Annotated in this window: 20 protein-coding genes and 1 pseudogene; 7 read left to right on the plus strand and 14 right to left on the minus strand. The window is 71.9% G+C overall.

Annotated features, from left to right (window positions below; translation table 11 throughout):
* Positions 1-9 precede the first annotated feature (9 nt).
* Positions 10-1,692, minus strand: coding sequence for an extracellular solute-binding protein (locus OO68_RS33885; RefSeq protein ID WP_033313075.1), 1,683 nt, complete (start codon positions 1,690-1,692; stop codon positions 10-12).
* 322 nt (positions 1,693-2,014) lie between these two features.
* Between OO68_RS33885 and OO68_RS33890 the strand changes: the two genes are divergently transcribed.
* On the plus strand, positions 2,015-4,852 hold the full coding sequence (locus OO68_RS33890; RefSeq protein ID WP_033313077.1) for a glycoside hydrolase family 3 C-terminal domain-containing protein: 2,838 nt from the start codon (positions 2,015-2,017) through the stop codon (positions 4,850-4,852).
* 97 nt (positions 4,853-4,949) lie between these two features.
* On the opposite strand, the gene OO68_RS33895 is transcribed toward OO68_RS33890, so the two are convergent.
* The 3 genes from OO68_RS33895 to OO68_RS33905 all read right to left on the minus strand — a co-directional run bounded on the left by OO68_RS33895 (position 4,950) and on the right by OO68_RS33905 (position 10,442).
* A complete protein-coding gene (locus OO68_RS33895) occupies positions 4,950-6,395 on the minus strand; it encodes an aldehyde dehydrogenase family protein (RefSeq protein ID WP_033313079.1) in 1,446 nt (481 codons plus the stop codon).
* A 122-nt stretch (positions 6,396-6,517) separates the two neighbouring features.
* Positions 6,518-8,191: a PucR family transcriptional regulator gene (locus OO68_RS33900; RefSeq protein ID WP_033313081.1), complete on the minus strand. Its 1,674-nt coding sequence runs from the start codon at positions 8,189-8,191 to the stop codon at positions 6,518-6,520.
* 118 nt (positions 8,192-8,309) lie between these two features.
* The gene (locus tag OO68_RS33905) at positions 8,310-10,442 is read right to left on the minus strand and encodes a hypothetical protein (RefSeq protein WP_033313082.1); all 2,133 of its coding nucleotides are present in this window, start codon (positions 10,440-10,442) and stop codon (positions 8,310-8,312) included.
* 251 nt (positions 10,443-10,693) lie between these two features.
* On the opposite strand from OO68_RS33905, the gene gabT reads away from it, so the two are divergent.
* The 3 genes and pseudogenes from gabT (at position 10,694) to OO68_RS33915 (ending at position 13,500) form a co-directional block, all read left to right on the plus strand.
* On the plus strand, positions 10,694-12,028 hold the full coding sequence (gabT, locus tag OO68_RS33910) for a 4-aminobutyrate--2-oxoglutarate transaminase (RefSeq protein WP_033313083.1): 1,335 nt from the start codon (positions 10,694-10,696) through the stop codon (positions 12,026-12,028).
* A gap of 328 nt (positions 12,029-12,356) precedes the next feature.
* A pseudogene (locus OO68_RS47940) lies at positions 12,357-12,575 on the plus strand (phosphatase PAP2 family protein); the annotation flags it as partial.
* A gap of 253 nt (positions 12,576-12,828) precedes the next feature.
* Positions 12,829-13,500, plus strand: coding sequence for a phosphatase PAP2 family protein (locus tag OO68_RS33915; RefSeq protein WP_051814907.1), 672 nt, complete (start codon positions 12,829-12,831; stop codon positions 13,498-13,500).
* Here OO68_RS33915 and OO68_RS33920 read toward each other — a convergent pair.
* The 7 genes from OO68_RS33920 to OO68_RS33950 form a co-directional block, all read right to left on the minus strand.
* The gene (locus OO68_RS33920) at positions 13,482-13,952 is read right to left on the minus strand and encodes a hypothetical protein (RefSeq protein WP_033313084.1); all 471 of its coding nucleotides are present in this window, start codon (positions 13,950-13,952) and stop codon (positions 13,482-13,484) included. The two genes, OO68_RS33915 and OO68_RS33920, sit on opposite strands and share 19 nt — an antisense overlap.
* A 141-nt stretch (positions 13,953-14,093) precedes the next feature.
* On the minus strand, positions 14,094-15,512 hold the full coding sequence (locus tag OO68_RS33925; RefSeq protein WP_033313085.1) for an NAD(P)/FAD-dependent oxidoreductase: 1,419 nt from the start codon (positions 15,510-15,512) through the stop codon (positions 14,094-14,096).
* An 18-nt stretch (positions 15,513-15,530) separates the two neighbouring features.
* On the minus strand, positions 15,531-16,331 hold the full coding sequence (locus OO68_RS33930) for an ABC transporter permease (RefSeq protein WP_033313086.1): 801 nt from the start codon (positions 16,329-16,331) through the stop codon (positions 15,531-15,533).
* Positions 16,332-17,261, minus strand: coding sequence for an ABC transporter permease (locus OO68_RS33935; protein WP_033313088.1), 930 nt, complete (start codon positions 17,259-17,261; stop codon positions 16,332-16,334).
* The gene (locus OO68_RS33940) at positions 17,261-18,406 is read right to left on the minus strand and encodes an ABC transporter ATP-binding protein (RefSeq protein WP_209442652.1); all 1,146 of its coding nucleotides are present in this window, start codon (positions 18,404-18,406) and stop codon (positions 17,261-17,263) included. The genes OO68_RS33935 and OO68_RS33940 overlap by 1 nt, the downstream gene beginning before the upstream one ends.
* 5 nt (positions 18,407-18,411) lie before the next feature.
* Complete coding sequence (locus OO68_RS33945; protein WP_033313090.1) at positions 18,412-19,659, minus strand: polyamine ABC transporter substrate-binding protein; 1,248 nt, start codon at positions 19,657-19,659, stop codon at positions 18,412-18,414.
* Between the two features lie 56 nt (positions 19,660-19,715).
* Positions 19,716-21,251: a gamma-aminobutyraldehyde dehydrogenase gene (locus OO68_RS33950; RefSeq protein WP_033313092.1), complete on the minus strand. Its 1,536-nt coding sequence runs from the start codon at positions 21,249-21,251 to the stop codon at positions 19,716-19,718.
* 199 nt (positions 21,252-21,450) lie between these two features.
* On the opposite strand from OO68_RS33950, the gene ybiA reads away from it, so the two are divergent.
* Positions 21,451-22,023, plus strand: coding sequence for a riboflavin biosynthesis intermediates N-glycosidase (ybiA, locus tag OO68_RS33955; RefSeq protein ID WP_033313093.1), 573 nt, complete (start codon positions 21,451-21,453; stop codon positions 22,021-22,023).
* Between the two features lie 51 nt (positions 22,024-22,074).
* Here the strand turns inward: ybiA and OO68_RS33960 are convergent, their stop codons facing one another.
* Both OO68_RS33960 and OO68_RS33965 read right to left on the minus strand, forming a co-directional pair.
* Positions 22,075-22,539 (minus strand): DUF4190 domain-containing protein, encoded by a 465-nt coding sequence (locus OO68_RS33960; protein WP_031105737.1) that lies wholly within the window; start codon positions 22,537-22,539, stop codon positions 22,075-22,077.
* Positions 22,540-22,607: 68 nt separating this feature from the next.
* A complete protein-coding gene (locus tag OO68_RS33965; RefSeq protein WP_033313094.1) occupies positions 22,608-23,252 on the minus strand; it encodes a DUF4190 domain-containing protein in 645 nt (214 codons plus the stop codon).
* Between the two features lie 279 nt (positions 23,253-23,531).
* Between OO68_RS33965 and OO68_RS33970 the strand changes: the two genes are divergently transcribed.
* Positions 23,532-24,593, plus strand: a complete 1,062-nt coding sequence (locus OO68_RS33970) for an adenosine deaminase (protein WP_033313095.1) — start codon at positions 23,532-23,534, stop codon at positions 24,591-24,593.
* Complete coding sequence (locus OO68_RS33975; RefSeq protein ID WP_033313378.1) at positions 24,590-25,315, plus strand: glycerophosphodiester phosphodiesterase; 726 nt, start codon at positions 24,590-24,592, stop codon at positions 25,313-25,315. The genes OO68_RS33970 and OO68_RS33975 overlap by 4 nt, the downstream gene beginning before the upstream one ends.
* On the opposite strand, the gene OO68_RS33980 is transcribed toward OO68_RS33975, so the two are convergent.
* Entirely contained in the window at positions 25,260-26,918 is a 1,659-nt protein-coding gene (locus OO68_RS33980; RefSeq protein WP_033313096.1) for an RNA polymerase sigma factor, read from the minus strand. The genes OO68_RS33975 and OO68_RS33980 overlap by 56 nt on opposite strands.
* Positions 26,919-26,990 lie beyond the last annotated feature (72 nt).

Here is a 26,990-nt window from a genome sequence, read left to right on the forward strand (position 1 = left end):
AGCGCCGGGTCACTGCGCGGAACCGTTGTCGTCGTGCAGCTTCTGGTACCAGTCGCGCAGCTTGTCGCCACCCTGCTTCTTCCAGTCGGAGACGGCCTGCTGCACGTCGCTGATCTTCTTGCGGCCGCGGACGGTGTCGTCCTCCAGCTGCTCGAAGTCGTTGGAGAGGTTGGTGTAGCGCGCCGGTTCGGTGATCTGCAGGCCCCAGAAGGTGGACTTCTTGGTGAAGGCGCCCATCCGCTGCTGCCACTCCACCTGCTCCTTGGCGATGTCCGGGAAGTCCGGGTGCGCGATGGTCGGAGCGGGGCTGGCGAGCATGACGTAGGCGTTGATGACCTCCTGGTTGCCCTTGTCGTTCTTGGTGGGTACCCCGTCCTTGACGGTGTAGTGGGTGCCCTCCACCCCGTAGTTGGTGAGCATGTACTCCTTGGTGCCGTACGGGGCGGCGGTGACGTTGGCGGCGGCCAGGATGTCCTCGACGACGGCCTTGGAGGCCTTCTTGTTGACGAAGGCGAAGATGCCCGCGGGCGAGCCGGCCCAGAGCGTGGGGTCACCGCCGTCGGCGCCGAAGATGTCCATGCCGGAGATGCGGAAGTCGCTGTTCTGGCCCGCCTGTTCGGCCATCTTCCCCCACCAGGACGAGATGTTGTCGTTGTACATCAGGACCTGGCCGGCGGTGAACCGGTCGCCCGCGGTGCCCTGGACCGCCTTCGCGTCGGGGTGGACGACACCGGCCGCGTACAGCTTGCGCGTCCATTCCAGCGCCTCGAGGTACTCCTCGGTCTCCACCCGGTAGATCATCTTGCCGTCGACCAGGTTCCAGCCGAGCGGCTTCTCGCTGCCGGAGAGCACTCCGAAGAAATTGAAGGCGCTCCACTTCATGTCGTCGCAGGCCCACACCTTGTCCTTGGGCCGGCTGATCTCCTTGGCGAGGGAGAGGAACTCGTCCGGTGACGTGGGGAGTTCGTAGCCCTCCTTGTCGAAGACGTCCTTGCGGTAGAAGGGCACGATGCCGACGACGGAGGGGGCGGGCTGGGGCAGGCCGCGCAGCTTGCCGCCGAAGATGGAGTACTGCCAGGCGCCGCTCGGGATGGCCGCGAGGTTCGGGTACTTCTTGATCGCGTCCCCGGACAGGTAGGGGCCGAGGTCGGCGAACTTGCTGATGATGGCGCTGGGTATCTTGCCGCCCATGTTCCAGCTGGGGATGACCACGACGTCCGGCACGTCGCTGGAGGCGAGCACCGCGCCCAGCTTCTCGTCGTAGGTGTTGCCGTCCTGGTTCTGCCAGGCGATGTCGACGCCGATCAGGTCGTTCATCGCCTTGTAGTAGGCGTTGTCGCCCTTCGGCGGCGTGCCCCAGAACGGCGACATGATCTTGACGGAGCCGCCCTTGCCGAGCTTCTTCGGCACCGAGGTCTTGAGGCCGGCCAGGTCGAGCTTGGCCGTGAAGCCCATGGCCGAGCCGTTCTTGGACGGGATGTCCGGCGTCACCACGTTGCTCGCCACGTACGCCGGCAGCAGCTTCTTGGCGTTCTTGCCGGCCGTCGTGCCGTCCTTCGACCCACTGTCCGACCCGCCGCACGCGGCGAGCAGCGGCATCCCGCCCGCGACGGCAGCGGTGGCGACCGCCGTGGAGGCGAGGAAGCTTCTCCGGCTCGGTCCCGAGGAGGCGGAGGCGGCATTCGGCGTCATTGCGTCAACCCTTCATGGCGCACCAGGACACCCGGCGGAGGGCCGTCGGCTGCGGTGTCTCGAGTGGAACTGGCTGAGCAGAAGCGACACTTCGACCAGAGGGGCTTCCGCAGTCGAAGCGCTTCGATGTTGGTGTGAGGTTAAGTCAACACCCCAGGGTGCACAAGGGTCGTCCCCAAACTTCCTCGCAGGTGCGGGAGGGGACGGTTCCTCATGCACGACTTGAAGTGACGGCGTCGGCTCTTGACACCTGACCCGTCCCCGACCCAGCATCGAAGCGCTTCGAAAGCGCCTCGCCGATCCATCGCAGGGGGATCCCCACGTGACCGCACACCCGCCGCCCACCGCACCGTTCCGCGATCCGCAGCTGCCGTTCGCGAAGCGCGTCGACGATCTGCTGGGGCGGCTTACCCTCGACGAGAAGACGTCCTTCCTGCACCAGTTCGCCCCCGCCGTCGAGCGGCTCGGCCTCGCCGCCTTCCGCACCGGCCAGGAGGCCCTGCACGGGGTGGCGTGGATGGGCCCGGCGACGGTGTTCCCGCAGGCGGTCGGTCTCGGCGCCACCTGGAACCCGGAGCTGGTGCGGCGTGTCGGCGACGCGGTGTCCCGGGAGATCCGCGCGATGCGCGCCAAGGACGACCGGGTCGGCCTCAACGTCTGGTCCCCGACGGTCAACCTGCTGCGCCATCCCCTGTGGGGCCGCAACGAGGAGGGCTACTCGGAGGATCCGAAGCTCACCTCGGCGATCGCCACGGCCTACACCCACGGGCTGCGCGGCGACCACCCCACCTACTGGCGCACCGCGCCCGTGCTGAAGCACTGGCTGGCCCACAACAACGAGACGGACCGCTCCACGACGTCGAGCTCGGTGCGCCCGCGCGTGCTGCACGAGTACGACCTGCGGGCCTTCCGCGAGACCGTCGAGGCGGGTGCGGTGGCCGGGGTGATGCCGGCGTACAACCTGGTCAACGGCCGCCCCAACCACGTGTCGCCGCACCTGGCCGAGCACCTGCGGACCTGGACCGAGGAGGAGCTGCTGGTCTGTTCGGACGCGGGCGCGCCGAGCAACCTGGTCGACTCGGAGCACTACTTCGACACCCACGAGGAGGCCACCGCCGCCTCCCTCGTCGCGGGTGTCGACAGCTTCACCGACCACGGCACGGACTCCTCGCAGATCACCGGACGGCTGCGCGGCGCCCTGGAGCGCGGTCTGCTGACCGAGGCCGATGTCGACACGGCCGTCCGCCGCCAGCTCTCGATCCGTTTCCGGCTCGGCGAGTTCGACCCGGGCCACGACCCGCACGACGCGACCGGCGAGTTCGACACCCCGGCGCACCGCGCCCTCGCCCAGGAGGCCGCCGAGCAGGCGATCGTGCTGCTCAAGAACGACGGGGTGCTGCCGCTCGCCCCGGACGCCCGGATCGCCGTGGTGGGCCTGCTCGCCGACGAGTGCAAGCTCGACTGGTACAGCGGCACCCTCATCCACCGCTCGACCCCGCTGGAGGGCCTGTACGAGCGGTTCGGCGCGGAGCGGGTGGAGTTCGCGGAGGGCGTGGACCGCGTCCGGCTGAAGACCTCCACGGGTGCGTTCCTGCACGTGCCGGTGGCCGAAGGGGCCGCCACCGAGGCGCGCGGGGCCGAGGGCGCGCTCGACCCGGCCCTGCTCACGGGCCGCACCGACCTGCCCGCACTCACGACCGGCGCCGACGGCACCGAACTGGCGCTCGCCGACTGGGGCGAGGGCGTCCTGACCCTGCGCGCCCCCGACGGCCGCTACCTCTCGGTCGCCGACGACGGCTGCCTGCGCGCCTCCGCCGACCAGCCGGGCGGCTGGATCGTGCAGGAGACGTTCCGCCTGGAGCCGCACGGGAACGGGCACCTCCTCAAGCACCTGGGGACGGGTCGCCACGTGTGTGTCTCCGCCGACGGCGTGAAGGTTGCCGACGCGGACCCCGAGGTCTTCGAGCTGGTCGTCGCCGAGCGCGGCGAGGAGGCGGCGGCGCGTGCCGCGGCGGCGGCCGACGTGGTCGTGGTGGTCGCGGGCAACGACCCGTACATCAACGGCCGCGAGACCGAGGACCGTACGACCCTGCGCCTGCCGGAACACCAGGAGCGGCTGCTGCGGGCGGCCCGCGCCGCGAACCCGGCCACCGTGCTGGCGCTGGTCTCCGCCTACCCCTACGCCATCGACCCCGCCGGGCTCCCTGCGGTGCTGTGGACCGCGCACGGCGGCCAGGCGGGCGGCACCGCCCTGGCCCGCGTCCTGGCCGGTGACGTCTCCCCCGCCGGCCGCCTCCCGCAGACCTGGTACGCCGACGACGCCGACCTGCCCGGCCTCCTCGACTACGACGTGATCGGCTCCCGCCAGACGTACCTCTACTTCGAAGGCACGCCTCTGTTCCCGTTCGGGCACGGCCTGTCGTACGCGTCGTTCACGTACGGCGGCCTGACGGCCCGGGCCGGGGACGGGGCGTTGCGCGTCTCCTTCTCGGTCACCAACACCGGTGACGTCACCGCCGACGAGGTGGCGCAGCTCTACGCCCGGGCCGTCGACCCGTCCGTGCCGCGTCCGCGCCGCGAGCTGCTGGACCACCGACGCGTCACCCTCGCCCCGGGGTCGACGGCGGAGCTGGCCTTCGAGATCCCGCTGAGCGCCTTCGGGTTCTTCGACGTCGCCCAGGACCGGTGGCGCGTGGAGCCCGGCGCGTACGAGCTGCTGGCCGGGGCGTCCAGCGAGGACGTCCGGCTGCGCGCGACGGTCACGCTCGACGGCGAGCCGGCCCTGCCCCGCGCGGTCGTCGCGAACGGCCTCCCGGCGGCCGGGTTCGACGAGTACAGCGGCATCGAGATCGTGGACCGCACGAAGGTGTCGGGCGACGCGGTGACACCGGCGGACCAGGCGATGGGCGAACTCGTCTATCGCGGCTGCGACTTCGGGCGGGGCATCTCCGGGGTGACGGTGGAGGTGGCCGGCGAGGGCTCGGTCGAGCTGTCCCTCGACGGCGGCCCGGTGCTCGCGGTGCTGTCGACCGCGGCCCCCACCCCGGGCCCGTACGACTACGTCTCCCTCGACGCCTCCGTCGCAGCGGCGGGCGTCCACGACGTGCACCTCAGGCTGCGCGGCCCGCTGCGGCTCGCGCACGTCGGCTTCTCCGGTTGAGGGTCCGGAGCAGGCCGGCACAGAGAAGGGGCCCGGCACCGGAAGGCATCGGTGCCGGGCCTCTTGTTGGAGCTTACATGAAAATGGTTCTCATGAGCTAGAGGTTGATGCCGGTGAGGACCAGCACGCGCTCGTACGTGTAGTCCTCCATGGCGAACCGCACGCCCTCACGGCCCACGCCGGACTGCTTGACGCCGCCGTACGGCATCTGGTCGGCGCGGTAGGACGGCACGTCGCCGATGACGACACCGCCGACCTCCAGGGCCCGGTGGGCGCGGAAGGCGGTCTGCAGGTCGTGGGTGAACACACCCGCCTGGAGGCCGTACTTGGAGTCGTTGACGGCGGCGAAGGCCGCGGCCTCGCCGTCCGCCTTCTGCACGGTCAGGACCGGTCCGAAGACCTCCTCGCAGGAGATCGTGACGCCGGCCGGGACCTCGGCCAGGACGGTCGGCGCGTAGGAGGCGCCGTCGCGCTTGCCACCGGTGAGCAGCTGCGCGCCGGCGTCCACGGCCTCCTGGACCCACGTCTCGACGCGCCGGGCGGCGTCCTCGCTGACCAGCGGGCCGACGTCGGTGGCGTCGTCGCCCGGGTCGCCGGTGACCTGGGCCTCGACGGCGGCGACGATGCGCGGCAGCAGCCGGTCGTACACCGAGGCGTCGGCGATGACCCGCTGCACGGAGATGCAGGACTGGCCGCCCTGGTAGTTGGAGAAGGCGGCGATGCGGTTCGCCGCCCAGTCGAGGTCCTCGTCACTCGCCCAGTCTGCGAGGACGACGGCCGCGCCGTTGCCGCCCAGCTCCAGGGTGCAGTGCTTGCGCGGCACCGAGTCCATGATCGCGTAGCCGACCTTCTCGGAACCGGTGAAGGAGATGACGGGCAGCCGCTCGTCCTGCACCAGGGCCGGCATCTTGTCGTTGGCGACCGGCAGGATGCTCCAGGAGCCAGCGGGCAGCTCGGTCTCGGCGAGCAGTTCGCCGATGATCAGGCCGGAGAGCGGGGTCGCCGGGGCCGGCTTGAGGATGATCGGGGCGCCGGCGGCGATGGCCGGGGCGACCTTGTGGGCGCAGAGGTTCAGCGGGAAGTTGAAGGGCGCGATGCCGAGCACGACGCCTTTGGGGAAGCGGCGGGTGAGGGCCAGCCGGCCCTGGCCGCCGAGGTCGGTGTCGAGCCGCTGGGCCTCGCCGCCGTTGAACCGCCGGGCCTCCTCGGCCGCGAACCGGAACACGGACACGGCCCGGCCGACCTCGCCGCGCGCCCACTTCATCGGCTTGCCGTTCTCGGCGGAGATCAGCCGCGCGATCTCCTCGGTGCGCTCGGCGAGGCGCTTGCTGACGTGGTCGAGCGCGGCGGCCCGGACGTGCGCGGGGGTGGCGGCGAACTCGTCCAGAACGGCGTGCGCGGCGGCCACGGCCTCCTCGACCTGCGCGTCCGTCGGCACGCTCACCGTGCCGACGAGCCGCCCGTCCCAGGGGGAGGTGACGTCGAAGGTGTCCTCGCCGGTGGCCTGGCGGCCGGCGAGCCAGAAGGCGTGGGTGGAGGTCATGTGGGTTCCGGCCCTTCGGCGTTGGGGGTGATCCTGTGCTGCGGGACCAACGGTAGGGGTGAGGGGGCCGAACGGCGTTTGTCCGAGCCGTAGCAGTGGGGGACGCGGACACTCCGGTTTGGCTACTCGGTGGTGGCCGCCTTCAGGGCGAGCCACAGCTCCATCCGGACGTCCGGGTCGTCCAGGGACCGGCCGAGGATCTCCTCGACCCGGCGCATGCGGTAGCGCAGGGTGTGCCGGTGGACGCCGAGGTCGGCCGCCGCCGCGTCCCACTGGCCGTGCTTGGACAGCCAGGCGCGCAGGGAGGCGACGAGGTCGCCGCGGCCCGTGGCGTCGTGCTCGTACAGCGGCCGCAGCATGCCGTCGGCGAAGGCCCGCACCGCGTCGTCCGCCAGCAGCGGCAGCACCGATCCGGCCGCCATCTGCTCGTGCTCGACGAGGACCCGCCCGCGCCGCCGCGCCACCGACAGCGCCTGCTCGGCCTGCTTGTACGCGGCGGACGCGGCGATGGGTCCGGCGGGTGCCGACAGGCCCACGACCAGTTCGTCGTCCTCGCCGCCCGGCACCTTCTCGCGTATCCCCGCCCGGGCCGTCTCCAAGGCGGCCGCGTACTCCCCGCAGGCCGTCGCGGCGGCGCCACCGTCCGCGGCCAGCACCACCAGCCGCTCCCCCTCCGGCACCACCAGCACGGCCTCGCCGGCCCGGGCCGCCGCGGACTCCACGACGTCCGCGAGGGCCGCCAGGGGGTCGCCGCCGGGGTCGGCCGCGGCGAGCGCGGCGGCCGAGTGCCGCTCTGCGGGAGCAGCGCCCTTGCGCGCCTCGGCGCGGGCCAGCGCGGCGGACGCCGACACCGGCACCCGCTCCGCGACCATCATCCGAAACGGCGCGTCCAGCAGCTCGCCGTACAGGTCACCGGCGACCGCGCGGGCGTGGTCCGGCTCCCCGGCCAGCAGCATGCGCAGCACCGCGGCACCGACGCGCTGCTCGGCGGCCTGGAGGGACCGGGAGCGTTCCGTGGTCAGGGTCAGCAGCGCGATGGCCGAGTGGACGGCGTAGCGCTCGGCGGTGCCCGGTGCGGCGGCCGTGCCGACGGCGAGGGCCGCCCGGGGGCGGCGGCCGGTGCCGAGGGTGTGCAGTTCGACCCGGTCCTCGTTCTCCGGGCCGCCGACCACGGAGGAGGCGGGCGCGGGACGGTCCCGCAGCTTCTGCACGTCACCGGTGAGCCGCGCGGCGCGCCGCCCCGCCCACTCCGGTGCCGTGGCGACGACGGCGCCCGAGGCGTCGTACAGCGCCGCCCAGCCGTCGACCTGCGATGCCAGCGCGGCCAGCAGCCCCTCCGGCCCGCCGGCCTGGGCCTGCCGGGTCAGCTCCCGCTGGGCTGCGAACCCGGCGGTGACGGCCCGGTACTGGTCGGCGGCGATCGCGGCGGAGACGGCCTTGCTGATGGCGAGGAACGGGGTGCGGCGCGGCACCTCCAGCAGCGGCAGGCCCTCCCTTTCGGCCGCGTCGACGAGCGCGGCGGGGATCTCCTCGTAGTTGACGCCGACGGCGAAGCCGAGCCCGGCCACTCCCGCCCCGGCCAGCCGCCGCACGTAGCGGCGCATGGCCTCCGGGTCCTCGGCGTCCAGCTTGAGCGCGGTGATCAGCAGCAGCTCCCCGCCCTCCATGTAGGGGACGGGGTCGGCGAGCTCGCTGGGGTGCGCCCAACGGACCGGCACGTCGAGGCGGTCTTCGCCCGCCCGCACGGTCAGCTTGAGCGCGGAGTGGTGGACGAGCGAGGCGAGCGTCGGGGGCATGAGGCCTTCTGCGTCAGGGCGGTGTGATCACTGTGTATTTTGGCCGCCGCGTATGAACGACCTGTGACGATTCTGCCTCACCGTACGGTCCCTTCGTGCCCCCGCGGGTGCGAAGGGGTCAGCCCCGCAGATCCACCAGCAGCGGAGGCGCGTGCTCGCCCTTGACGTCGGTGAGCGACAGCACCGCGTGCCCCGCCGGTACGCCGTGTGCCAGCTCGGAGGCGGACCAGCGCTCCCGCTCGACCTGCCGCACGGTCACCGCCCGCGCGGTCGGGGCCTTGCCGGTGATCACCCGGCGCAGCATGTGCACGGCCTTGCCGGCCGGGGTCTCCGCGATGATCTGCCGGTCGGTGACGTCGCGGGCCTCCGTCCACTCCTTGCCCCACACCTCGGCGAAGTCCTGCCCGTCCCACGGCGTGAGCCCCGACAGGGCCATCCGGCATCCGGTGGCCCCGAGCAGCGGCCCGCGCAGGGGCCGGGCCACGTCGTCCAGGGTCCGCAGGGTGAGCACGACTCCGGCGTTGCCGGACCGCAGCCGCTGGATGCCGCGCACGGCCTCGGGCGTCACCACGCCGGTCGCGTCGTCCAGCAGCAGGCAGGCGAAGAGCGACCGGTCCTCGCGTACGGCGACACTGGCCGTGAACTGCGCGAGCACCAGGCGGGCCAGCATCTTGGAGGCGTCGGCGTGGCCGCGCTGGGGCAGGTCGATGCGCACCCGCACCGGGTGGTCGAGGGCCTTGAGCGTGAAGGGCCGGGACTGCCCGGAGGTGTCGAAGAACCCGGCGAAGGCGGGCCGGTCGAGCAGCGCGACGCGATCGCCCAGCACCCCGCCGACGTCCCCGGGCTGCCCCATCTGCCGCTCCCGGGCGTCGAGCTCCCGCAGCAGCGACTCCTGCCCGGCCTCCTGGAGCCCCTGGCGCAGCGCGGCGAACGGCCCGGGCGCCCCGTCCAGCAGCTGCCGCAGCTCCGGTACGGAGGGGAAACGCCCGTGCACGGCCCGGAACGGCCCGAGCAGCTGGGCGAGTACGGTGGTGGACCGGCGGCTGTCACTGCCGGGGTGCGGATCGGCCAGGTCGCCTACGAGCGCTTCGGCGAGCACGGCGGCGGCCTCGTCCGGGTCGGTGCTGCCGCCGTAGAGATCGAGGTCGTACTCGGAGTCCTGGTTCCCGATCCGCACGACCACGTCGTACGCGTCGGCCGGTCCGAGCCCCGCGCCGGCCGCCCCGACGACGACCACGGCGGCACGCCCGGCGAGGGCGTGCAGGCAGAGCGACTCGGCGAGGGGGCGGACGACGGTGCCGGTCTTGCCGGATCCGGCGGGGCCGACGGCGACGAGCGAGGTGCCGAGCAGGTCGGGCCCGAGGGCCAGCCCGGTGCCACGGTAGGCGTACGGGTTGCGGGCGTCGTCGACGGTGGTGCCGAGCCGCACCTGTCCGGTGACGAGGTCGTGCCGGGCGAGCCGGGCGGGCAGGTCGCGCTCCCCGGAGGGGTGCAGGCACGCGGCGGCACCGTCCTTGAGCACGGCGCCGCTGAAGGTGGCGAGGCTGTGCCGTCCGGTGCGCACCCCCTGCCAGGCACGGAGGATCCGGGCGTGGTCGACGTCCCGCATCAGGCCGGAGCGGGCCTCGGCGGCGAGCCGCTCGGCGGCGTCGGCGGCCCCGGCGGCGCGCAGCTCGTTCCACTGGGCCGGGTCGTCCTCGGGCGTCGTACGGGTCTCCTGGGCCTGAGGCCGGCGGAAGCGGGGGGTGACGAAGCGGCGCCACACCTCGCCCCAGCGGCCGAGCCGGGCCGCCCCGACCATGATCGCCAGGGCGACGAGCAGCTCGTACCCCTGGTAGACGATGAACGTCCCGGTCTCCCCGAGATCGCTGTCGCCGCCGCGCCAGGCGTCGGGGACGATCAGGTCGAACGGCACCCACCACCAGGTGCCGAGATACCCGTTCTGCAGCAGCGACCAGATCAGCCATCCCACGAGGAAGGCGATCAGTGCCCCGCTCAGCAGTTGCCGGGTCGGGATCTCCTCGGGCTCCTCCGCGGGCCGCGGCCGGTGCCCGAACCGCCACACGCCCGGCGCGGCGTCGGGGCGCGGCGCGCGCAGCCAGGTGAGGAACGCCGACCCGTCCGGCGGTGGCGGCATCCCCGGCGCCCGGGGTGGCAGGGGAGGCATCGCGGGCACCTGAGGAGGTCCCGCCGGGCGCGGCACGGGACTCGCATGCGTACCCCGCGCGTCCTGCGTCCCGTCGCTGTCCATCGCCCTTGCCCCCTGACCAGCCGCTCCGTCCACCATCAGCGAGCCAATCTAACGCCCTCCCCTGGGGAGTTCACCGCTTACACGGCCGGGTCGTGGGCACCGGTCCAGGAGACTGCCATGTCCACCCCGGACAAGGCGCTCCGCCGACAACGCCCACATGGAGCATGCCCACCCCCCTTCCCCCGCCCTAGCCTGCGAGAAAAGAAGCCAAGCGTCCGTCGAGACCATCCGCACCACCCCAGGAGCCCCGCATGACCGCACTTCCGCAGGAGCGCCGCGTCGTCACCGCCATCCCCGGTCCGAAGTCGCAGGAGTTGCAGGCCCGCCGTACCGCCGCGGTCGCGCAGGGCGTGGGGTCCGTGCTGCCCGTGTTCACGGCGCGTGCCGGTGGCGGGATCATCGAGGACGTCGACGGGAACCGGCTGATCGACTTCGGGTCGGGCATCGCCGTGACGTCCGTGGGCGCCTCCGCCGAGGCCGTCGTACGGCGGGCGTCGGCGCAGCTCGCCGACTTCACCCACACCTGTTTCATGGTCACGCCCTACGAGGGGTACGTCGAGGTCGCCGAGGCGCTCGCCGAGCTGACCCCCGGTGACCACGCCAAGAAGAGCGCCCTGTTCAACTCCGGCGCCGAGGCCGTGGAGAACGCGGTCAAGATCGCGCGGGCGTACACCAAGCGCCAGGCCGTCGTGGTGTTCGACCACGGCTACCACGGCCGCACCAACCTCACCATGGCACTGACCGCGAAGAACATGCCGTACAAGCACGGCTTCGGCCCGTTCGCTCCCGAGGTGTACCGCGTGCCGGTGGCGTACGGCTACCGCTGGCCGACCGGTCCCGAGAACGCCGGCCCCGAGGCCGCCGCGCAGGCCATCGACCAGATCAGCAAGCAGGTCGGCGCCGAGAACGTCGCCGCGGTCATCATCGAGCCGGTGCTCGGCGAGGGCGGCTTCATCGAGCCGGCCAAGGGCTTCCTGCCGGCGATCCGCAAGTTCGCCGAGGACAACGGCATCGTCTTCGTCGCCGACGAGATCCAGTCCGGCTTCTGCCGCACGGGCCAGTGGTTCGCCTGCGAGGACGAGGGCATCGTCCCGGACCTGATCACGACGGCGAAGGGCATCGCGGGCGGTCTGCCGCTCGCGGCCGTCACCGGTCGTGCCGAGATCATGGACGCCGCGCACGCCGGCGGCCTGGGCGGCACCTACGGCGGCAACCCGGTCGCCTGCGCGGGCGCGCTCGGCTCGATCGAGACGATGAAGGAGCTCGACCTCAACGCCAGGGCGAAGAACATCGAGGCGATCATGAAGGCCCGCCTCGGCGCCATGGCCGAGAAGTTCGACATCATCGGCGACGTCCGCGGCCGGGGCGCCATGATCGCCATCGAGCTGGTCAAGGACCGCGCCACCAAGGAGCCGAACCCGGAGGCGACCGGCGCGCTCGCCAAGGCCTGCCACGCCGAGGGCCTGCTGGTCCTGACCTGTGGCACCTACGGCAACGTGCTCCGCTTCCTGCCCCCGCTGGTGATCGGCGAGGACCTGCTGAACGAGGGCCTCGACATCATCGAGCAGGCGTTCTCCCGCATCTGAATCGCCGACGCACGTATCTGAGCCCCCGTCGGGGCAGGTGAGCCGCCCCGGTTGCGCTACCGGGGCGGCTAGGGGGCTTCTGATGGATCTGCGTGGAAGAAGGAGCGGCGTTCGGTGCGTGCGATCGGCGTGCGCCGTGAACGGTCATGTGGCGGAGCCACCTGTCCGTTCACGGCGTGCGGCGAGCGTGCGTGCCGGGCGTCGTGACGCCGCGGAGATCCATCAGAAGCCCCCCAACGGCAGAGCGTGTGAAGAAGGTGTGCGAGGTGGATGACAGGCGGCCCGATGCCCTGTCCTGCGCCCCGCCCCTGTCGTAGGTTCTACCCAGATGAGAGATACACCCCGCCCGCAGGGGACTGTGGGTGACATCAGGCCGGGGCCTCCCCAGCTTCGACCTGGTCGTGCCCTCGCGCACACAACCGGAGCCTGAAGCTCTGGATCTCCTCACCGATCGGACGGTCGCCCGCCCCAAACCCCCCGGGGCGCGCGACGTTCCGGTCCGGACGGCCGCCCCGGAACCACCCCCCCTGTTCCGGGGCGGCCGACCTCCCTCTACGCCCCCTTCCTGAGCGTCTCGGTGAGTGCCAAGACGCTGTGCGGGCCGTGGCCCGCCTCGGCAGCACCGCAACGAGTCGTTCAGGGGAGCCCGCCGGCCGGTGCCGACGTTCGTCTCCTCCGTGAGGTCCGCGTCAAGGTCCGCGCCCGTTTGAGGAAGAGGCTCCAGCCACTTCACGGGGGGGCCCCGTGATCCTCCGCAGGGCCCGCGAGTGGACGTCGGTGACCGTGCCAAGCTGTGCCCCATGCCGATCCCCGCGAACCAGGAACGCACCACGCTCCCGGGCTCCGTCGCCCTCCTGCTCGCCCTTCCGGCCCTCCTCTTCGCCCTGATCACCTGGCAGGTCGTCGCCGACGGCCCGCTCGTGCGGCTCGACGAGCGGCTCAGCCGCGTCCTGGTGAACCCGGACCGCTGCTCCGAACTCCTCGCCGACCTGGGCAACGTCCAGGTCGCGGTCCCGGTCCTCGCCGTCGCGCTCGGGTACGTCGCCCGGCGCAACCGCCGCGCGGGCGTGGACCGGTGGTGGCTGCCCGTCGCCGCGGGGGCGCTGCTCATGGCCCTGGTCCCGGCGCTGGTCGTCCCGCTCAAGGAGCTCACCGACCGCCCGGGCACCCCGGTCGTCCCGCCCGGCACCGGCTACTACCCCTCGGGCCACACCGCCACCGCCGTCGTCGCCTACGGCTGCGCGACCCTGCTGCTGCTCCCCTGGCTGCGCACGGCCCTGGCCCGCCGCACCCTGGTCACCCTGTGCGCCGCCCTGGTCCTCGGCGCGAGCTACGGCCTGGTCCGCCGCGGCTACCACTGGCCCCTGGACGTGGTGGGCAGCTGGTGTCTGTGCTCGGTGCTGCTGACGTCGCTGTGGCTGTCCGTCCTGGCGGTGACGCCGCCAGGACGGTCTCAACCACCGGGGCCCTGACCGTCGTTCCGCGTCGCCAGCCCCGCCGCCGCCTCGTGCATGGCCAGTTCCAGCAGGGCCGGGTCGGTCAGCAGCCCCGAGCCGTCGGGCGGTACCAGCCAGCGGACGCCACCGGGTGAGGAGCGGCCCGGGTACGGCACGACGATCCAGGTGCCGGCGCCCGCCGTGCGAATGCCGGTGCCGAGCCAGCGGGCCGCGGTGCCCGGGGGCACGAAGAAACCCATGCGCGCGTCACCGAAGTCGACGAGCACGGGCCCCTGCCGGTCCAGGACACGGCTCAGCACGTCGAGCGTGGCGTAGCCGAGGTCGCCGGGCAGGATGAGCACGTCCCAGGCGCTGCCGGCCGGCAGCAGCGCCACGCCGAGCGGGTTGCGTTCCCACTCCCAGCGGCAGGCCTCGGGATCGGGTGCGACGGATGCGAGCCACTCGACCGCCGTCTTCGCACCGGTCATCGAAAAGACCCCCTTCTCTCTCGCGAACCTCGCGGACGCGCGGGGCGTCCGGAGGGCATCACGAGGAAGAAGGGGGTCTCCCCCCGGCCATTACGCGGGTTCCGGCACTCCTTTGGAGTGAACCGGATCACACCCGGTCGGTCAGCTGTCGAATCCCAGCCCCAGCCGGTCCATCGTGCGCAGCCACAGGTTGCGGCGGCCGCCCTGGGCGTCCGCGCGGGCCAGTGACCACTTGGTGAGGGCGATGCCCGTCCAGGCGAACGGCTCGGGCGGGAACGGCAGGGGCTTCCTGCGGACCATCTCCAGCTCGGTGAGCTCGGTGCGCTCCCCCGCCAGCAGGTCCAGCATCACCTCGGCGCCGAACCGGGTGGCACCGACCCCGAGGCCGGTGTACCCGGCGGCGTAGGCCACCTTGCTCTGGTGGGCGGTGCCGAAGAACGCCGAGAAGCGGGAGCAGGTGTCGATCGCGCCGCCCCAGGCGTGGCTGAAGCGGACGCCCTCCAGCTGCGGGAAGCAGGTGAAGAAGTGCCCGGCGAGCTTGGCGTAGGTCTCGGGGCGGTCGTCGTACTCGGCGCGGACGCGGCCGCCGTAGGGGTAGATCGCGTCGTAGCCGCCCCAGAGGATCCGGTTGTCGGCGGACAGCCGGAAGTAGTGGAACTGGTTGGCGCTGTCACCGAGGCCCTGGCGGTTCTTCCAGCCGATCGCGTCGAGCTGCCCGGGCGTGAGCGGCTCGGTCATCAGGGCGTAGTCGTAGACCGGGACGGTGTACGAGCGGACGCGTCTGACCAGGTTCGGGAAGATGTTCGTGCCGAGGGCGACCCGGCGGGCGCGGATCCGGCCGTAGGGGGTGCGGACGGCCATGCCGGGGCCGTACGGCTTCAGGGTCAGGGCGGGGGTGTGCTCGTAGACGCGCACGCCCAGCTCCACGCACGCCCGCTTCAGGCCCCAGGCGAGCTTCGCGGGGTTCAGCATGGCGACGCCCCTGCGGTCCCACAGGCCCGCCTGGAAGGTGGGTGAGTCCACCTGCTCCCGTACGGCGTCGCCGTCCAGGAACTCGACGCCGTCGGCCAGGCCCTGCCGGGCGGTCTCCTCGTGCCACGCGCGCAGCTCCCGCGCCTGGTACGGCTCGGTGGCGACGTCGATCTCGCCGGTGCGCTCGAAGTCGCAGTCGATGGAGTGCCGGGCGACGGCGGCCTCGATCGCGTCGAGGTTGCGGTCGCCCAGCTCCTGGAGCTTGTGGATCTCGTCGGGCCAGCGGGTGAGGCCGTTGGGCAGGCCGTGGGTGAGGGAGGCGGCGCAGAACCCGCCGTTGCGGCCGGAGGCGGCCCAGCCCACCTCGCGGCCCTCCACCAGCACCACGTCCCGCTGCGGGTCGCGCTCCTTGGCGATCAGCGCCGTCCACAGTCCGCTGTAGCCGCCGCCGACGACCAGCAGGTCGCAGGTCTCGGAGGTGGTGAGGGCGGGTTCGGGCCGGGGCCGGCCGGGGTCGTCCAGCCAGTACGGGACCGGCTGGGCGTCGGAAAGCGAACGGGTCCACTGGTTCATGGCACCAGGGGCCATGATGTCAACTCCCTACGGTTATGCCTTGTGCCTGTTGCGGCGGTTTCCGGCGACCATGGAAACCAGGACGAACAGTACGGCGACGACGAACATGGTCGTGCCGATGACATTGATCTGAACGGGCGTTCCGCGCTGCGCCGAGCCCCAGACGAACATGGGGAATGTGACGGTCGAGCCGGCGTTGAAATTCGTGATGATGAAGTCGTCGAAGGAGAGCGCGAAAGCGAGCAGTGCGCCCGCCGCGATTCCCGGCGCCGCGATCGGCAGGGTGACGCGGACGAAGGTCTGGAACGGTCCCGCGTACAAGTCCCGTGCCGCCTCCTCCAGTTTCGGGTCCATCGACATCACACGCGCCTTGACGGCCGTGACCACGAAACTCAGGCAGAACATGATGTGGGCGATGAGAATCGTCCAGAAGCCCAGCTGGGCGCCCATGTTGAGGAACAGGGTGAGCAGCGAGGCGGCCATGACGACCTCGGGCATCGCCATCGGCAGGAAGATCAGCGAGTTCACGGCGCCGCGGGCGCGGAACCGGTAGCGGACCAGGGCGAAGGCGATCAGGGTGCCCAGCAGCGTGGCGCCGAGGGTCGCCCAGAACGCTATCTGGAGGCTGAGGGACAGCGACCCGCACAGCCCGGAGACCCCGCACGGGTCCTTCCAGGCGTCCAGGGAGAACTGCTGCCATTCGTAATTGAAGCGCCCCTTCGGTTTGTTGAAGGAGAACACCGTCACGACGACGTTCGGCAGGAGCAGATAGCCGAGGGTCAGCAGTCCCGCCAGGACGACGAGATTTCTCTTGAGCCAGTTGACGAAGGGCATTTAGACCAGATCCTCCGTCCCGGACCTGCGGATGTAGAGGGTGACCATGAGCAGGATGGCCGCCATGAGGATGAAGGAGAGCGCCGCGGCCGTCGGATAGTCGAGGACTCTCAGGAACTGTGTCTGGATGACGTTTCCGACCATGCGGGTGTCGGTGGAGCCCAGCAGATCGGCGTTCACGTAGTCACCGGCCGCCGGGATGAAGGTGAGCAGCGTGCCGGAGACGACACCCGGCATCGACAGCGGGAAGGTGACCTTGCGGAACGTCGTCGAGGGGCGCGCGTACAGATCCCCGGCGGCTTCGTGGAGCCGTCCGTCGATGCGCTCCAGCGAGGTGTAGAGCGGAAGGATCATGAACGGCAGGAAGTTGTACGTCAGACCGCACACGACCGCGAGGGGCGTGGCGAGGACGCGGTCGCCGGCGGTCATGCCGAGCCAGTTCGTGACGTCCAGGACGTGCAGCGTGTTGAGCGCGCCGACGACCGGTCCGCCGTCCGCGAGGATCGTCTTCCAGGCCAGGGTGCGGATCAGGAAGCTGGTGAAGAACGGCGCGATCACCAGGATCATGATCAGGTTCCGCCAGCGGCCCGCCCGGAAGGCGATCAGGTAGGCGAGCGGGTAGCCGAGCAGCAGGCACAAAATCGTCGCCGTGCCCGCGTAGAGCACCGAGCGGACGAACTGCGGCCAGTACGCGGACAGCGCGTCCCAGTAGGTGGCGAAGTGCCAGGTGACCTTGTAGCCCTCCTCCAGGGAGCCCGTCTGCACGGACGTGGAGGCCTGGTAGATCATCGGCAGCGCGAAGAACACCAGCAGCCAGAGGATGCCGGGCAGCAGCAGCCAGTACGGCGTGAAGCGGCCTGTGCGCTTCGGCGGTTTCGGTTCGGGCGCCTCGGGCGCGAGCGGCGGTGGCGCCTCGGTGAGTGTGCTCATCAGACCGCCTCTTCCACTCCGGCGTCGGCGTCCTGAGCGGCGTCCAGACCGAAGGTGTGGGCCGGGTTCCAGTGCAGGACGACCTCGGCGCCGGGCACCAGGCGCGGGTCGCGGTCGATGTTCTGGGCGTAGACCTCGAAGTCGGAGCAGACCGGGCTGTCGACGACGTACTGCGTGGAGACGCCGATGAAGCTGGAGTCGGCGATCCGGCCCGTGATGCGGTTGCGGCCCTCGGGGATCTCGCCGGCGTCGTCCGCGTGGCTGAGGGAGATCTTCTCCGGGCGGACGCCGACCAGCACCCTGCCGCCGGTGGACGTGGGTGCCGAACATCGCGCCCCGGGCAGGACGAGCTTGCCGCCGCCCGCCTTCAGCACGATGTCCTCGCCGCTCTTCGAGTCGACCTCGGCCTCGATGAAGTTGGAGGTGCCGAGGAAGTTCGCGACGAACGTGGTGCGCGGGTTCTCGTAGAGGTCGGTGGGCGCGCCCAGTTGCTCGACGCGGCCCCCGTTCATCACGGCGACCGTGTCGGCCATGGTCATGGCCTCCTCCTGGTCGTGCGTGACGTGGATGAAGGTGATGCCGACCTCGGTCTGGATGCGCTTGAGCTCCAGCTGCATCTGGCGGCGCAGCTTGAGGTCGAGGGCGCCGAGCGGCTCGTCGAGCAGGAGCACCTTGGGGTGGTTGATCAGCGCGCGGGCCACGGCGACGCGCTGCTGCTGGCCGCCGGAGAGCTGGTGCGGCTTCTTGCGGGCCTGCTCGCCGAGCTGGACGAGGTCGAGCATCTCGTCGACCTGCTTCTTCACCGACTTCAGGCCGCGCCGGCGCAGACCGAAGGCGACGTTCTCGAAGATGTCGAGGTGGGGGAAGAGGGCGTAGGACTGGAAGACCGTGTTCACGGGCCGCTTGTACGGCGGGAGGGCCGTCACGTCCTGGTCGCCCAGGAAGACGGTGCCGGCGGAGGGTTCCTCCAGCCCGGCGATCATGCGCAGGGTGGTGGTCTTGCCGCAGCCGGAGGCGCCGAGCAGGGCGAAGAAGGAGCCCTGCGGCACGGTGAGGTCGAGCGGGTGCACGGCGGTGAAGGCGCCGTAGGACTTGGCTATGCCCGTGAGGCGGACGTCGCCGCTGGGGTCCGTCTTGTTCGTCATGGTGGTCACGCCCCCGTCAGCTTCGCGAACTTCGCTTCGAACTCGGTCTCTTCCTTCGAGCTCAGCGAGCGGAAGGCGTGCGACTTGGCGGCCATGGCCTTGTCGGGAATGATCAGCGGGTTGTTCGCCGCGTCCTCGTCGATCTTCTCCAGCTCGGCCTTCACGCCGTCGACGGGACACACGTAGTTGATGTACGCGGCGAGTTCGGCGGCGGCCTTCGGCTCGTAGTAGAAGTCGATGAGCCGCTCGGCGTTGGTCTTGTGCCGGGCCTTGTTGGGAATCAGCAGGTTGTCGGTCGACGTCACGTAGCCGCTGTCCGGGATGAGGAAGTCGATGTCGGGGCTGTCCGCCTTGAGCTGGACGACGTCACCGGCCCAGGCGACGCAGGCGGCGAAGTCGCCGCTGGTCAGGTCCGAGGTGTAGTCGTTGCCGGTGAAGCGGCGGATCTGGCCCTTGTCGACGGCCTTCTGGAGGCGGGCGATGGCCGCGTCGTAGTCGTCGGCGGTGAAGTCGGCCGGGTCCTTGCCCATGTCGAGCAGGGTCATGCCGATGCTGTCGCGCATCTCCGACAGGAAGCCGACCCGGCCCTTGAGCTTGGGGTTGTCCAGCAGGTCGGATATCGACGTCACCTCGACACCGTCGAGGGCCTTCTTGTTGTACGCGATGACGGTCGAGATGCCCTGCCAGACGTACGAGTAGGCGCGGCCCGGGTCCCAGTCGGGGCTGCGGAACTGGGCCGACAGGTTGGCGTAGGCGTGCGGCAGATTGCTCGGGTCGAGCTTCTGCGCCCAGCCGAGGCGGATGAGGCGGGCAGCCAGCCAGTCGGTGAGGACGATCAGGTCGCGGCCGGTGTCCTGGCCCGCCGCGAGCTGCGGCTTGATCTTGCCGAAGAACTCGTTGTTGTCGTTGATGTCCTCGGTGTACTTGACCTTGATGCCGGTGCGCCGGGCGAACTGGTCCAGCGTGGGGTGGTGCTTGCCGCTGTCGTCGACGTCCATGTACTCGGTCCAGTTGGAGAAGTTCACCGTCTTCTCCTTGGCCGAGTGATCCTCGGCCGAGACGCCGCCCTGCGACTTGCCGGCCGCCGGGATGCCGCAGGCGCTCAGCGTCCCCAGTCCGCCGACCGCGAGCGCCCCGCCCGCGGAGGCGCGCAGCAGGGACCGCCGGGTGAGGGAGGCCCTGCCGTTGGTGAGACTGCGCCTCATGGCGGCCCTTTGGGCCGCGGACAGGCGGTCGGGCTCGTACTGCTCCATGCGCGTGGTGCCCTTTCGGAGGGTGGACGGCCGGTGGTCAGGCGGCCTGCGAACGGCTATCGATCCCCGAACACGGTGCGGTGCCAGTCCTTGGCGGCCACCGCGGTGTTGTCGAACATGACGTGCTTGATCTGGGTGTACTCCTCGAACGAGTACGCGGACATGTCCTTGCCGTAGCCGGAGGACTTGTAGCCGCCGTGCGGCATCTCGCTGATGATCGGGATGTGGTCGTTGATCCAGACACAGCCGGCCTTGATCTCGCGGGTGGCCCGGTTCGCGCGGTACACGTCCCGGCTCCAGGCGGACGCGGCCAGCCCGTACGGGGTGTCGTTGGCGAGCGCGAGGCCCTCGTCGTCGGTGTCGAACGGCAGCACGACCAGGACCGGTCCGAAGATCTCCGACTGGACGACCTCGCTGTCCTGGGCAGCGTCGGCGATCAGGGTGGGCCGGTAGTAGGCGCCCTCGGCGAGCTCGCCCTCGGGTGCCTCGCCACCGGTCACCACGCGCGCGTAGGCCCGCGCCCGGTCCACGAACCCGGCGACCCGGTCCCGCTGCACGTGGGAGATCAGCGGGCCGAGGTCGGTGCCGGCAGCGAAGGGGTCGCCGAGCCGGACCGTCTCCATGAGCTCAGCGGTCCGCTCCACGAAGGCCTCGTACAGCGGCCGCTGCACGTACGCGCGCGTGGCGGCCGTGCAGTCCTGCCCGGTGTTGATGAGCGAGCCGGCGACCGCGCCCTGGGCGGCGGCCTCCAGGTCGGCGTCGTCGAACACCACGAAGGGCGCCTTGCCGCCGAGCTCCAGGTGGAGGCGCTTGACGGTGGCGGTGGCGACCTCGGCGACGCGCTTGCCGACGGCGGTGGAGCCGGTGAAGGAGGTCATGGCCACGTCGGGGTGGCCGACGAGGTGCTCCCCGGCCTCCCTCCCGGTGCCGGTGACGATGTTGATCACGCCGTCCGGGATCCCGGCGTCGGTGGCCGCCTGGGCGAAGAGCAGCGAGGTCAGCGGGGTGAGCTCGGCGGGCTTCAGGACGATGGTGTTGCCCGCCGCGATCGCCGGGAGGATCTTCCAGGCGGCCATCTGGAGGGGGTAGTTCCAGGGCGCGATCGACCCGACGACCCCGATGGGCTCGCGCCGCACGTACGAGGTGTGGTCCCCGGAGTACTCACCGGCCGACTGCCCCTGGAGATGCCGTGCGGCACCGGCGAAGAAGGCGGCGTTGTCGATCGTCCCGGGGACGTCGAACTCGCGGGTCAGCTTGAGCGGCTTGCCGCACTGGAGCGACTCGGCGCGGGCGAAGTCCTCCGCCCGGTCGGCGAGGACCGCGGCGAACCGGTGCAGGGCGTCGGACCGCTCGCCGGGGGTGGTCCCCGCCCAGCCGGGGAAGGCCGCGCGGGCGGCGGCGACGGCCCGGTCGACGTCGGCCGTGCCCGCCAGCTCGTAGGTGAGGACCTCCTCACCCGACGCCGGGTCGACGACCGCGTGCGTGCGGCCGGAGGTGCCCCTGGTCAGACGGCCCGCGATGTACTGCGCGCCCTCTGCGAAGCGCTCCTTTGCCGGGAATCGGTCCGGGGTGGCAGTGCCCGGGTTGTGCATGTCGCTCTCCTCCGTGTCCCCTGACGGGGCCGGCGTGGCTCAGGCTCGATTTGAGTGCCGATCCTGACAGAGGTATGGCATGCCAACAAGTGATTCCGTTGTTGATTTTTGGTTACGCGACGGAATCTGTCGACCAGGTGTCGAGTCCGCCGCGAAAAGGCGGGACGCTGTGTCAGTGGTGCGTGCCAGACTCGCGTGCATGGAGAAGATCACGGGGGCGGTCGGCTCGCAGGAGGCCCTGATCAGGGCGGTCCGCGCGGGGGCCGGGGTGAGGTATCTGCACTTCTGGGGGCACCGGCCGCGGCCGGACGGCCGGATCGGGGCGAGCTGCCTGAGCCAGTGGTGGCCGGCGCCGTTCGCGGTGGACGGCGTGGTCTACGCGACGGCCGAGCACTGGATGATGGCGGAGAAGGCCCGGCTCTTCGAGGACGCTTCGGCGGAGCGTGCCGCGCTGACCGCGGGGCATCCCGCCGAGGCGAAGAAGGCCGGGCGGCTGGTGCGCGGGTTCGACGAGGCGACCTGGGCACGGGAGCGGTTCCGGATCGTCGTCGGGGGCAGCGTCCACAAGTTCGGCGCCCATCCCGACCTGCTGGCGTACCTGCTGGGCACAGGTGACCGGGTGCTGGTCGAGGCCAGCCCCGTGGACCGGGTGTGGGGGATCGGGCTGGCCGCGAGCGACGAGGCGGCGATGGATCCGGAGCGGTGGCGGGGGCCGAACCTGCTGGGCTTCGCGCTGATGGAGGCGCGGGAGCGGCTGCGGGCAGGGGCATGAGCAGGGGCCGGTCCCCGGGACCGGCCCCTGCTGAAGCTCCGTTGACCCCCGTCAGGACGCGGCGCCGAGACCGCCCATGATGCTGGCGAACAGCAGGAAGCCCAGCAGCGGAAGGATCACGGTCGCGATGATGCCGCAGACCAGGCCCGCGGTCGCCGCGCCCTTGTTCGTTGCCTCACCGCGGGTGGCCCTGCCGCGGCCGATGGCGCCGAAGATGATCGCGAGAATGCCCAGGATCACGCCGAAGAACCACATGATGAAGGTCACGCTGCACACCACGCCGATGATGCCCAGCACCAGGCCCGTGGTTCCCATGCCGTTGCTGGGCTGGGCGGGCATCCCGTAGCCGGGGGCCTGCGGGTAGCCCACGGGCGGCGCGGCCGGGTAGCCGGGGCCGCCCTGCGGGTAGCCGTAGCCCGGGCCGGGCTGCTGCGGATAGCCGTACCCCGGGGCCGGCTGCTGGGGCGGCTGGGCCGGCGGGCCGAAACCACCCGGGGGCGGGTTGGTGTTGGACATGGACGCTCTCCCCTCGTTGTCAGACCTGGGCATCGTAGTGGCCAAGTCGGCTGCGGAGGGCGGCAGTTTCAGCGGTGGAACGGGGCGGTGGCCACCGTGCCGACGGCGCCGTAGTAGGTGTCGTCATTGCGGTCGCTGTTGATCGCGGCCGTGATGCCGACGGCGATCAGGACGATCACCGTGATGCCGAGGATGATCCCGATGATGCCCATGATCAGTCCGGCCTGGGCCTGCCCGTGGTTGGTGGCCACCCCGGCCTCGGCGCGCTTGCGGCCCTTGATGCCGAAGACGACCGCGAGGATCCCGGTGACCAGGGAGACCACGCCGTAGAGGCAGAAGAGGGTGCAGGAGATGATGCCGAGCACCATCGCGGCGACGCCCATGCCGTTCTGCGGTGCCATGGGCATGCCGGGCCAGCCGTAGCCGCCCTGGGAGTAGCCGCCTTGGGGGTAGCCGCCCGGGTATCCGTAACCGCCGGGCGCTCCGGGGCCGGTGGGGGCCACGGGCGGGGGCGGCACGGCACCGGTGCCGGAGCCCGGCGGGTCGTACTGCGGCGTGCCCGCCGGCGGCGTGAAACCCGGCATGGAGGTGACCGTGGCCTGGTCGTGGACGGACGGCGGCTGCGGTGTCGGGTTCTTGTCGAGCGAGGGCTTGCTCTCCGGAGGCGCCCACGGGTCGTGGCTGCCTCCGTCGGGCTGCGTCGCGTCCGTCATCGTGCGTCCCCCCTGGGTCGATCGTCCCGTCATGCTACGGGGCCGGTCGGTGCGGGCCACAGGGCGGGTGCGCCGCGGATCCCGGTGCCCGTGGCCGCGTCCACCGGCACCCGGCCGACCCCGCGCGGCCCCGCCGCGGCGGAGCCGCAGACCGCAAGGCGCCGCGCCCCCGGGAAGGGGCGCCGCGCCACGGCCTACGATGATGCCGAGTCACCGATCAGCCGATCACCCGCGCCCGCCCGCCCCGCGCCGGCCGGAGCGCCGTTCCGGGGAGGAACCTTGACCCAGCACCTCGTCGACCCGCACGCCCCTCGCGACCTCAAGGCCTTCGTCGCGGGCCTGCCCAAGGCCGAACTGCATGTGCACCACGTGGGATCCGCCTCCCCCCGGATCGTCTCCGAACTGGCCGCGCGGCACCCCGACTCGAAGGTGCCGACCGACCCCGAGGCCCTGGCCGACTACTTCACGTTCACCGACTTCGCACACTTCATCGACGTGTACCTGTCGGTCGTCGACCTGATCCGCACGCCGGAGGACGTCCGGCTGCTGACGTACGAGGTGGCCCGGGACATGGCCCGGCAGCAGGTGCGCTACGCCGAGCTGACCATCACGCCCTTCTCGTCCACCCGGCGCGGCATCGACGAGCGGGCCTTCATGGACGCGATCGAGGACGCCCGCAAGGCCGCCGAGGCCGACTTCGGGACCGTGCTGCGCTGGTGCTTCGACATCCCCGGCGAGGCGGGGCTGCAGGCCGCCGAGGAGACGGCCCGGCTCGCCACCGACGACCGGCTGCGTCCGGAGGGCCTGGTCTCCTTCGGTCTCGGCGGGCCCGAGGTCGGCGTGGAGCGGCCGCAGTTCAAGCCGTACTTCGACCGGGCGATCGCCGCCGGCCTGCACTCCGTCCCGCACGCCGGCGAGACGACCGGCCCGCAGACGGTGTGGGACGCGCTGACCCACCTGCGGGCCGAGCGCATCGGCCACGGCACCAGCTCCGCGCAGGACCCGAAGCTGCTCGCGCACCTCGCCGAGCACCGGATCCCGCTGGAGGTGTGCCCGACCTCGAACATCGCCACCCGCGCGGTCCGCACCCTCGACGAGCACCCCATCAAGGAGTTCGTGCGGGCCGGGGTGGTCGTCACCGTCAACTCCGACGACCCGCCGATGTTCGGCACCGACCTCGACAACGAGTACGCGGTTGCCGCCCGGCTCCTCGACCTCGACGAGCGGGGCCTGGCCGAGCTGGCCAAGAACGCGGTCGAGGCGTCCTTCCTGGACGCGGCGGGCAAGGCCCGGATCACCGGCGAGATCGACACCTACACCGCGCAGTGGCTCTCCCGGTGACGCCCGCCCCGGTCGCCGTGGCCCACCGGGGCGACCCCTACCGCGTCCGGGAGAACACCGTCGCCTCGCTGCGTTCCGCGCTGCGCCGGGGCGCGGACGCCGTGGAGATCGACGTACGGCTCACCCGGGACGGCGTGCCGGTGCTACTGCACGACGCGACGCTGAAGCGGCTGTGGGAGCACGAACGGCCCCTGCTCGCGCTGTCGTCCGAGGAGGTGCGCGGCCTGACCGGCGGCGGGGTGCCGACCCTGGCCGAGGCCCTGCCCGCGACGGACGGGCACCGGGTGATGATCGACCTGCCCGGGTCGCCCGATGTGCGGGCGGTGCGCCGGATCATGGGCGTCGTCGAGGAGGCCGGGGCGGCGGACCGCGTCTACTACTGCGCGGGCGCCGACGCCATGCTCGCCGTGCGCGCCGCGGATCCGGCCGCCGAGATCGCCCTCACCTGGACGACCCTGGCCCCGCCCCGGCCGGTGCTGCTGGAGGCGGTCCGCCCGCGCTGGCTCAACTACCGCTTCTCACTGGTGGACCGCCCGCTCGCCGAGCGGGTGCACGCCGACGGCTACCTGCTGTCCGTCTGGACCCCCGACACCCGCCGCTCCATGCGGCGGCTGCTGGAGGCGGGCGTGGACTCGATCACGACGAACCGCGTCGACGTGCTGTGCGCTACACGCGCGAACGCTGCGGCACCGTCGCCGGATCGGCCGGCGTCTCGCGCGTGACGTACTGCGGCACCGGCGCGCTGTCCGTGCCGGTGTCGCGGACGAGCCCGTAGCGAAGGGCGCCGTCGGCGGGGCCCTCGTCGATGTCCCTGACCACGGCGTCCCGGTCCGACGGGAAGACGATGAGGCCGTAGTCGCAGCCCCGTTCGTTCTGGGTGAGGGTGACGGTGCCGTCGAGGTAGAAGTACTCGTTCTGCCACATCTGCTGGGTGCCGGGCGGGAGGACGGCGTAGCCGATGTCCGGGCCGCCCATGCCGGTGGCGTAGCCGTTCGGGGCTCCGGGCAGCGGGTCGTCCATCCGCCGCGAGCCGCCGGACGCCACGTGGAACAGTCTGCCCTTCAGACCGGTCCAGGACGGCATGACCAGCGGGCCGGGCCGCGACCCGGGTGAGATCTGCCAGCGGACCAGGACGTAGCCCCGGCCGGTGAGCGTGACACGGTCGCCGCGGTGCTGCATGACCGCCTTCGGGCCGCCGGTGCTGGTGATGCCGGACTCGGGACGGCGCGGCAGGGCGGCGGGCCGGGTGTCCGGGTCGGGAGCGCGGTCGACGGCGTCGACGACGGTGCCGTACAGGTCGGCCTTCTTCGTCGCCGACGGCGAGGGCTTGGGGGTGGGGGTGGGGGCGGCCGGTGCGGACGACCGCGGCGGTTCGGAAGTGGCCGTGGCCGTGGGCGCGATGGCGGCCCGGGGCGGCGGTGCGTCCGGCGGCTGCGTGACGACGTAGGCGCCGCCCGCGACGATCGTCGCGCCCGCCGTCACCGCGACGGCCGGCTTGGTGAGCGCGCCGAGCAGCTTGGCCGACCAGCCGGCGGAGGTGGCGGCCGAGGCGGCGGCCACGGCCGTCTTGCCGCCGAAGGCGAGCGACAGGGTGAACCCGACGGGCAGCGGGACGAGGGCGATGCCCACCAGGAGGCGTTCGGCCGGGACGACGCTCTCGCGGGTGCCGCCGCAGTAGCCGCAGCCGCGGATGTGCCGGGCCAGCCGCTTGCGCCACACCGAGTCGGGCCGGCCGTCCCAGCGGCCGGTCAGCTCGCGCAGGCCGGGGCAGGCACCGTCCAGGGCGCGCACGATGCCGCGTGAAATCTCCAGGCGCTCCTTCATCCGCTGGACGCGCACGGCGGCGTGCTGCCGGGTGATGCCGACGGCGGCGGCCAGTTCGCGCCGGGTCAGCTCGCCCGCGACCTCCAGCCACCACAGCGACAGCAGCTGCCGGTCCTCGTCGTCGAGCCAGCGCACGGCCTCGGCGACCTCGCGCCGCTGCCCTTCCAGCTGGAGCCGCAGCACGGTCAGGTCGGCGAAGTCGGAGGCCGGTGCCTCCTCCAGCCGGTCCGGGGTCCTCCGCCGGGCCCGGTCGCGGATCTGCCGCATGGCGATCGCCACCAGCCAGGACCGGAAGCTGTCGGGGTCGCGGAGCGAACCGAGGTTGCCGACGGCGCGCAGCATGGTCTCCTGCACGACGTCGTCGACGTCGGCGTGGCCGTTCAGGGCCCGGCCCACGATGTTGTAGACCAGCGGCAGCCAGCCCGCGACCAGCTCGTCGAGCGCCCGCCGGTCGCCGGCCTGCGCCGCGGTGATGACGGCGCGCCAGTGCTCACTGTCCACGGGAGCCTCTCGCCGGCCGGGATCGGTACTTCTCCGCACGCACCCTCTCAGGCAGGACGGGGGTCTTGGCTA

Source organism: Streptomyces iakyrus, assembly GCF_000717055.1.
Classification (GTDB): Bacteria; Actinomycetota; Actinomycetes; order Streptomycetales; family Streptomycetaceae; genus Streptomyces; species Streptomyces iakyrus.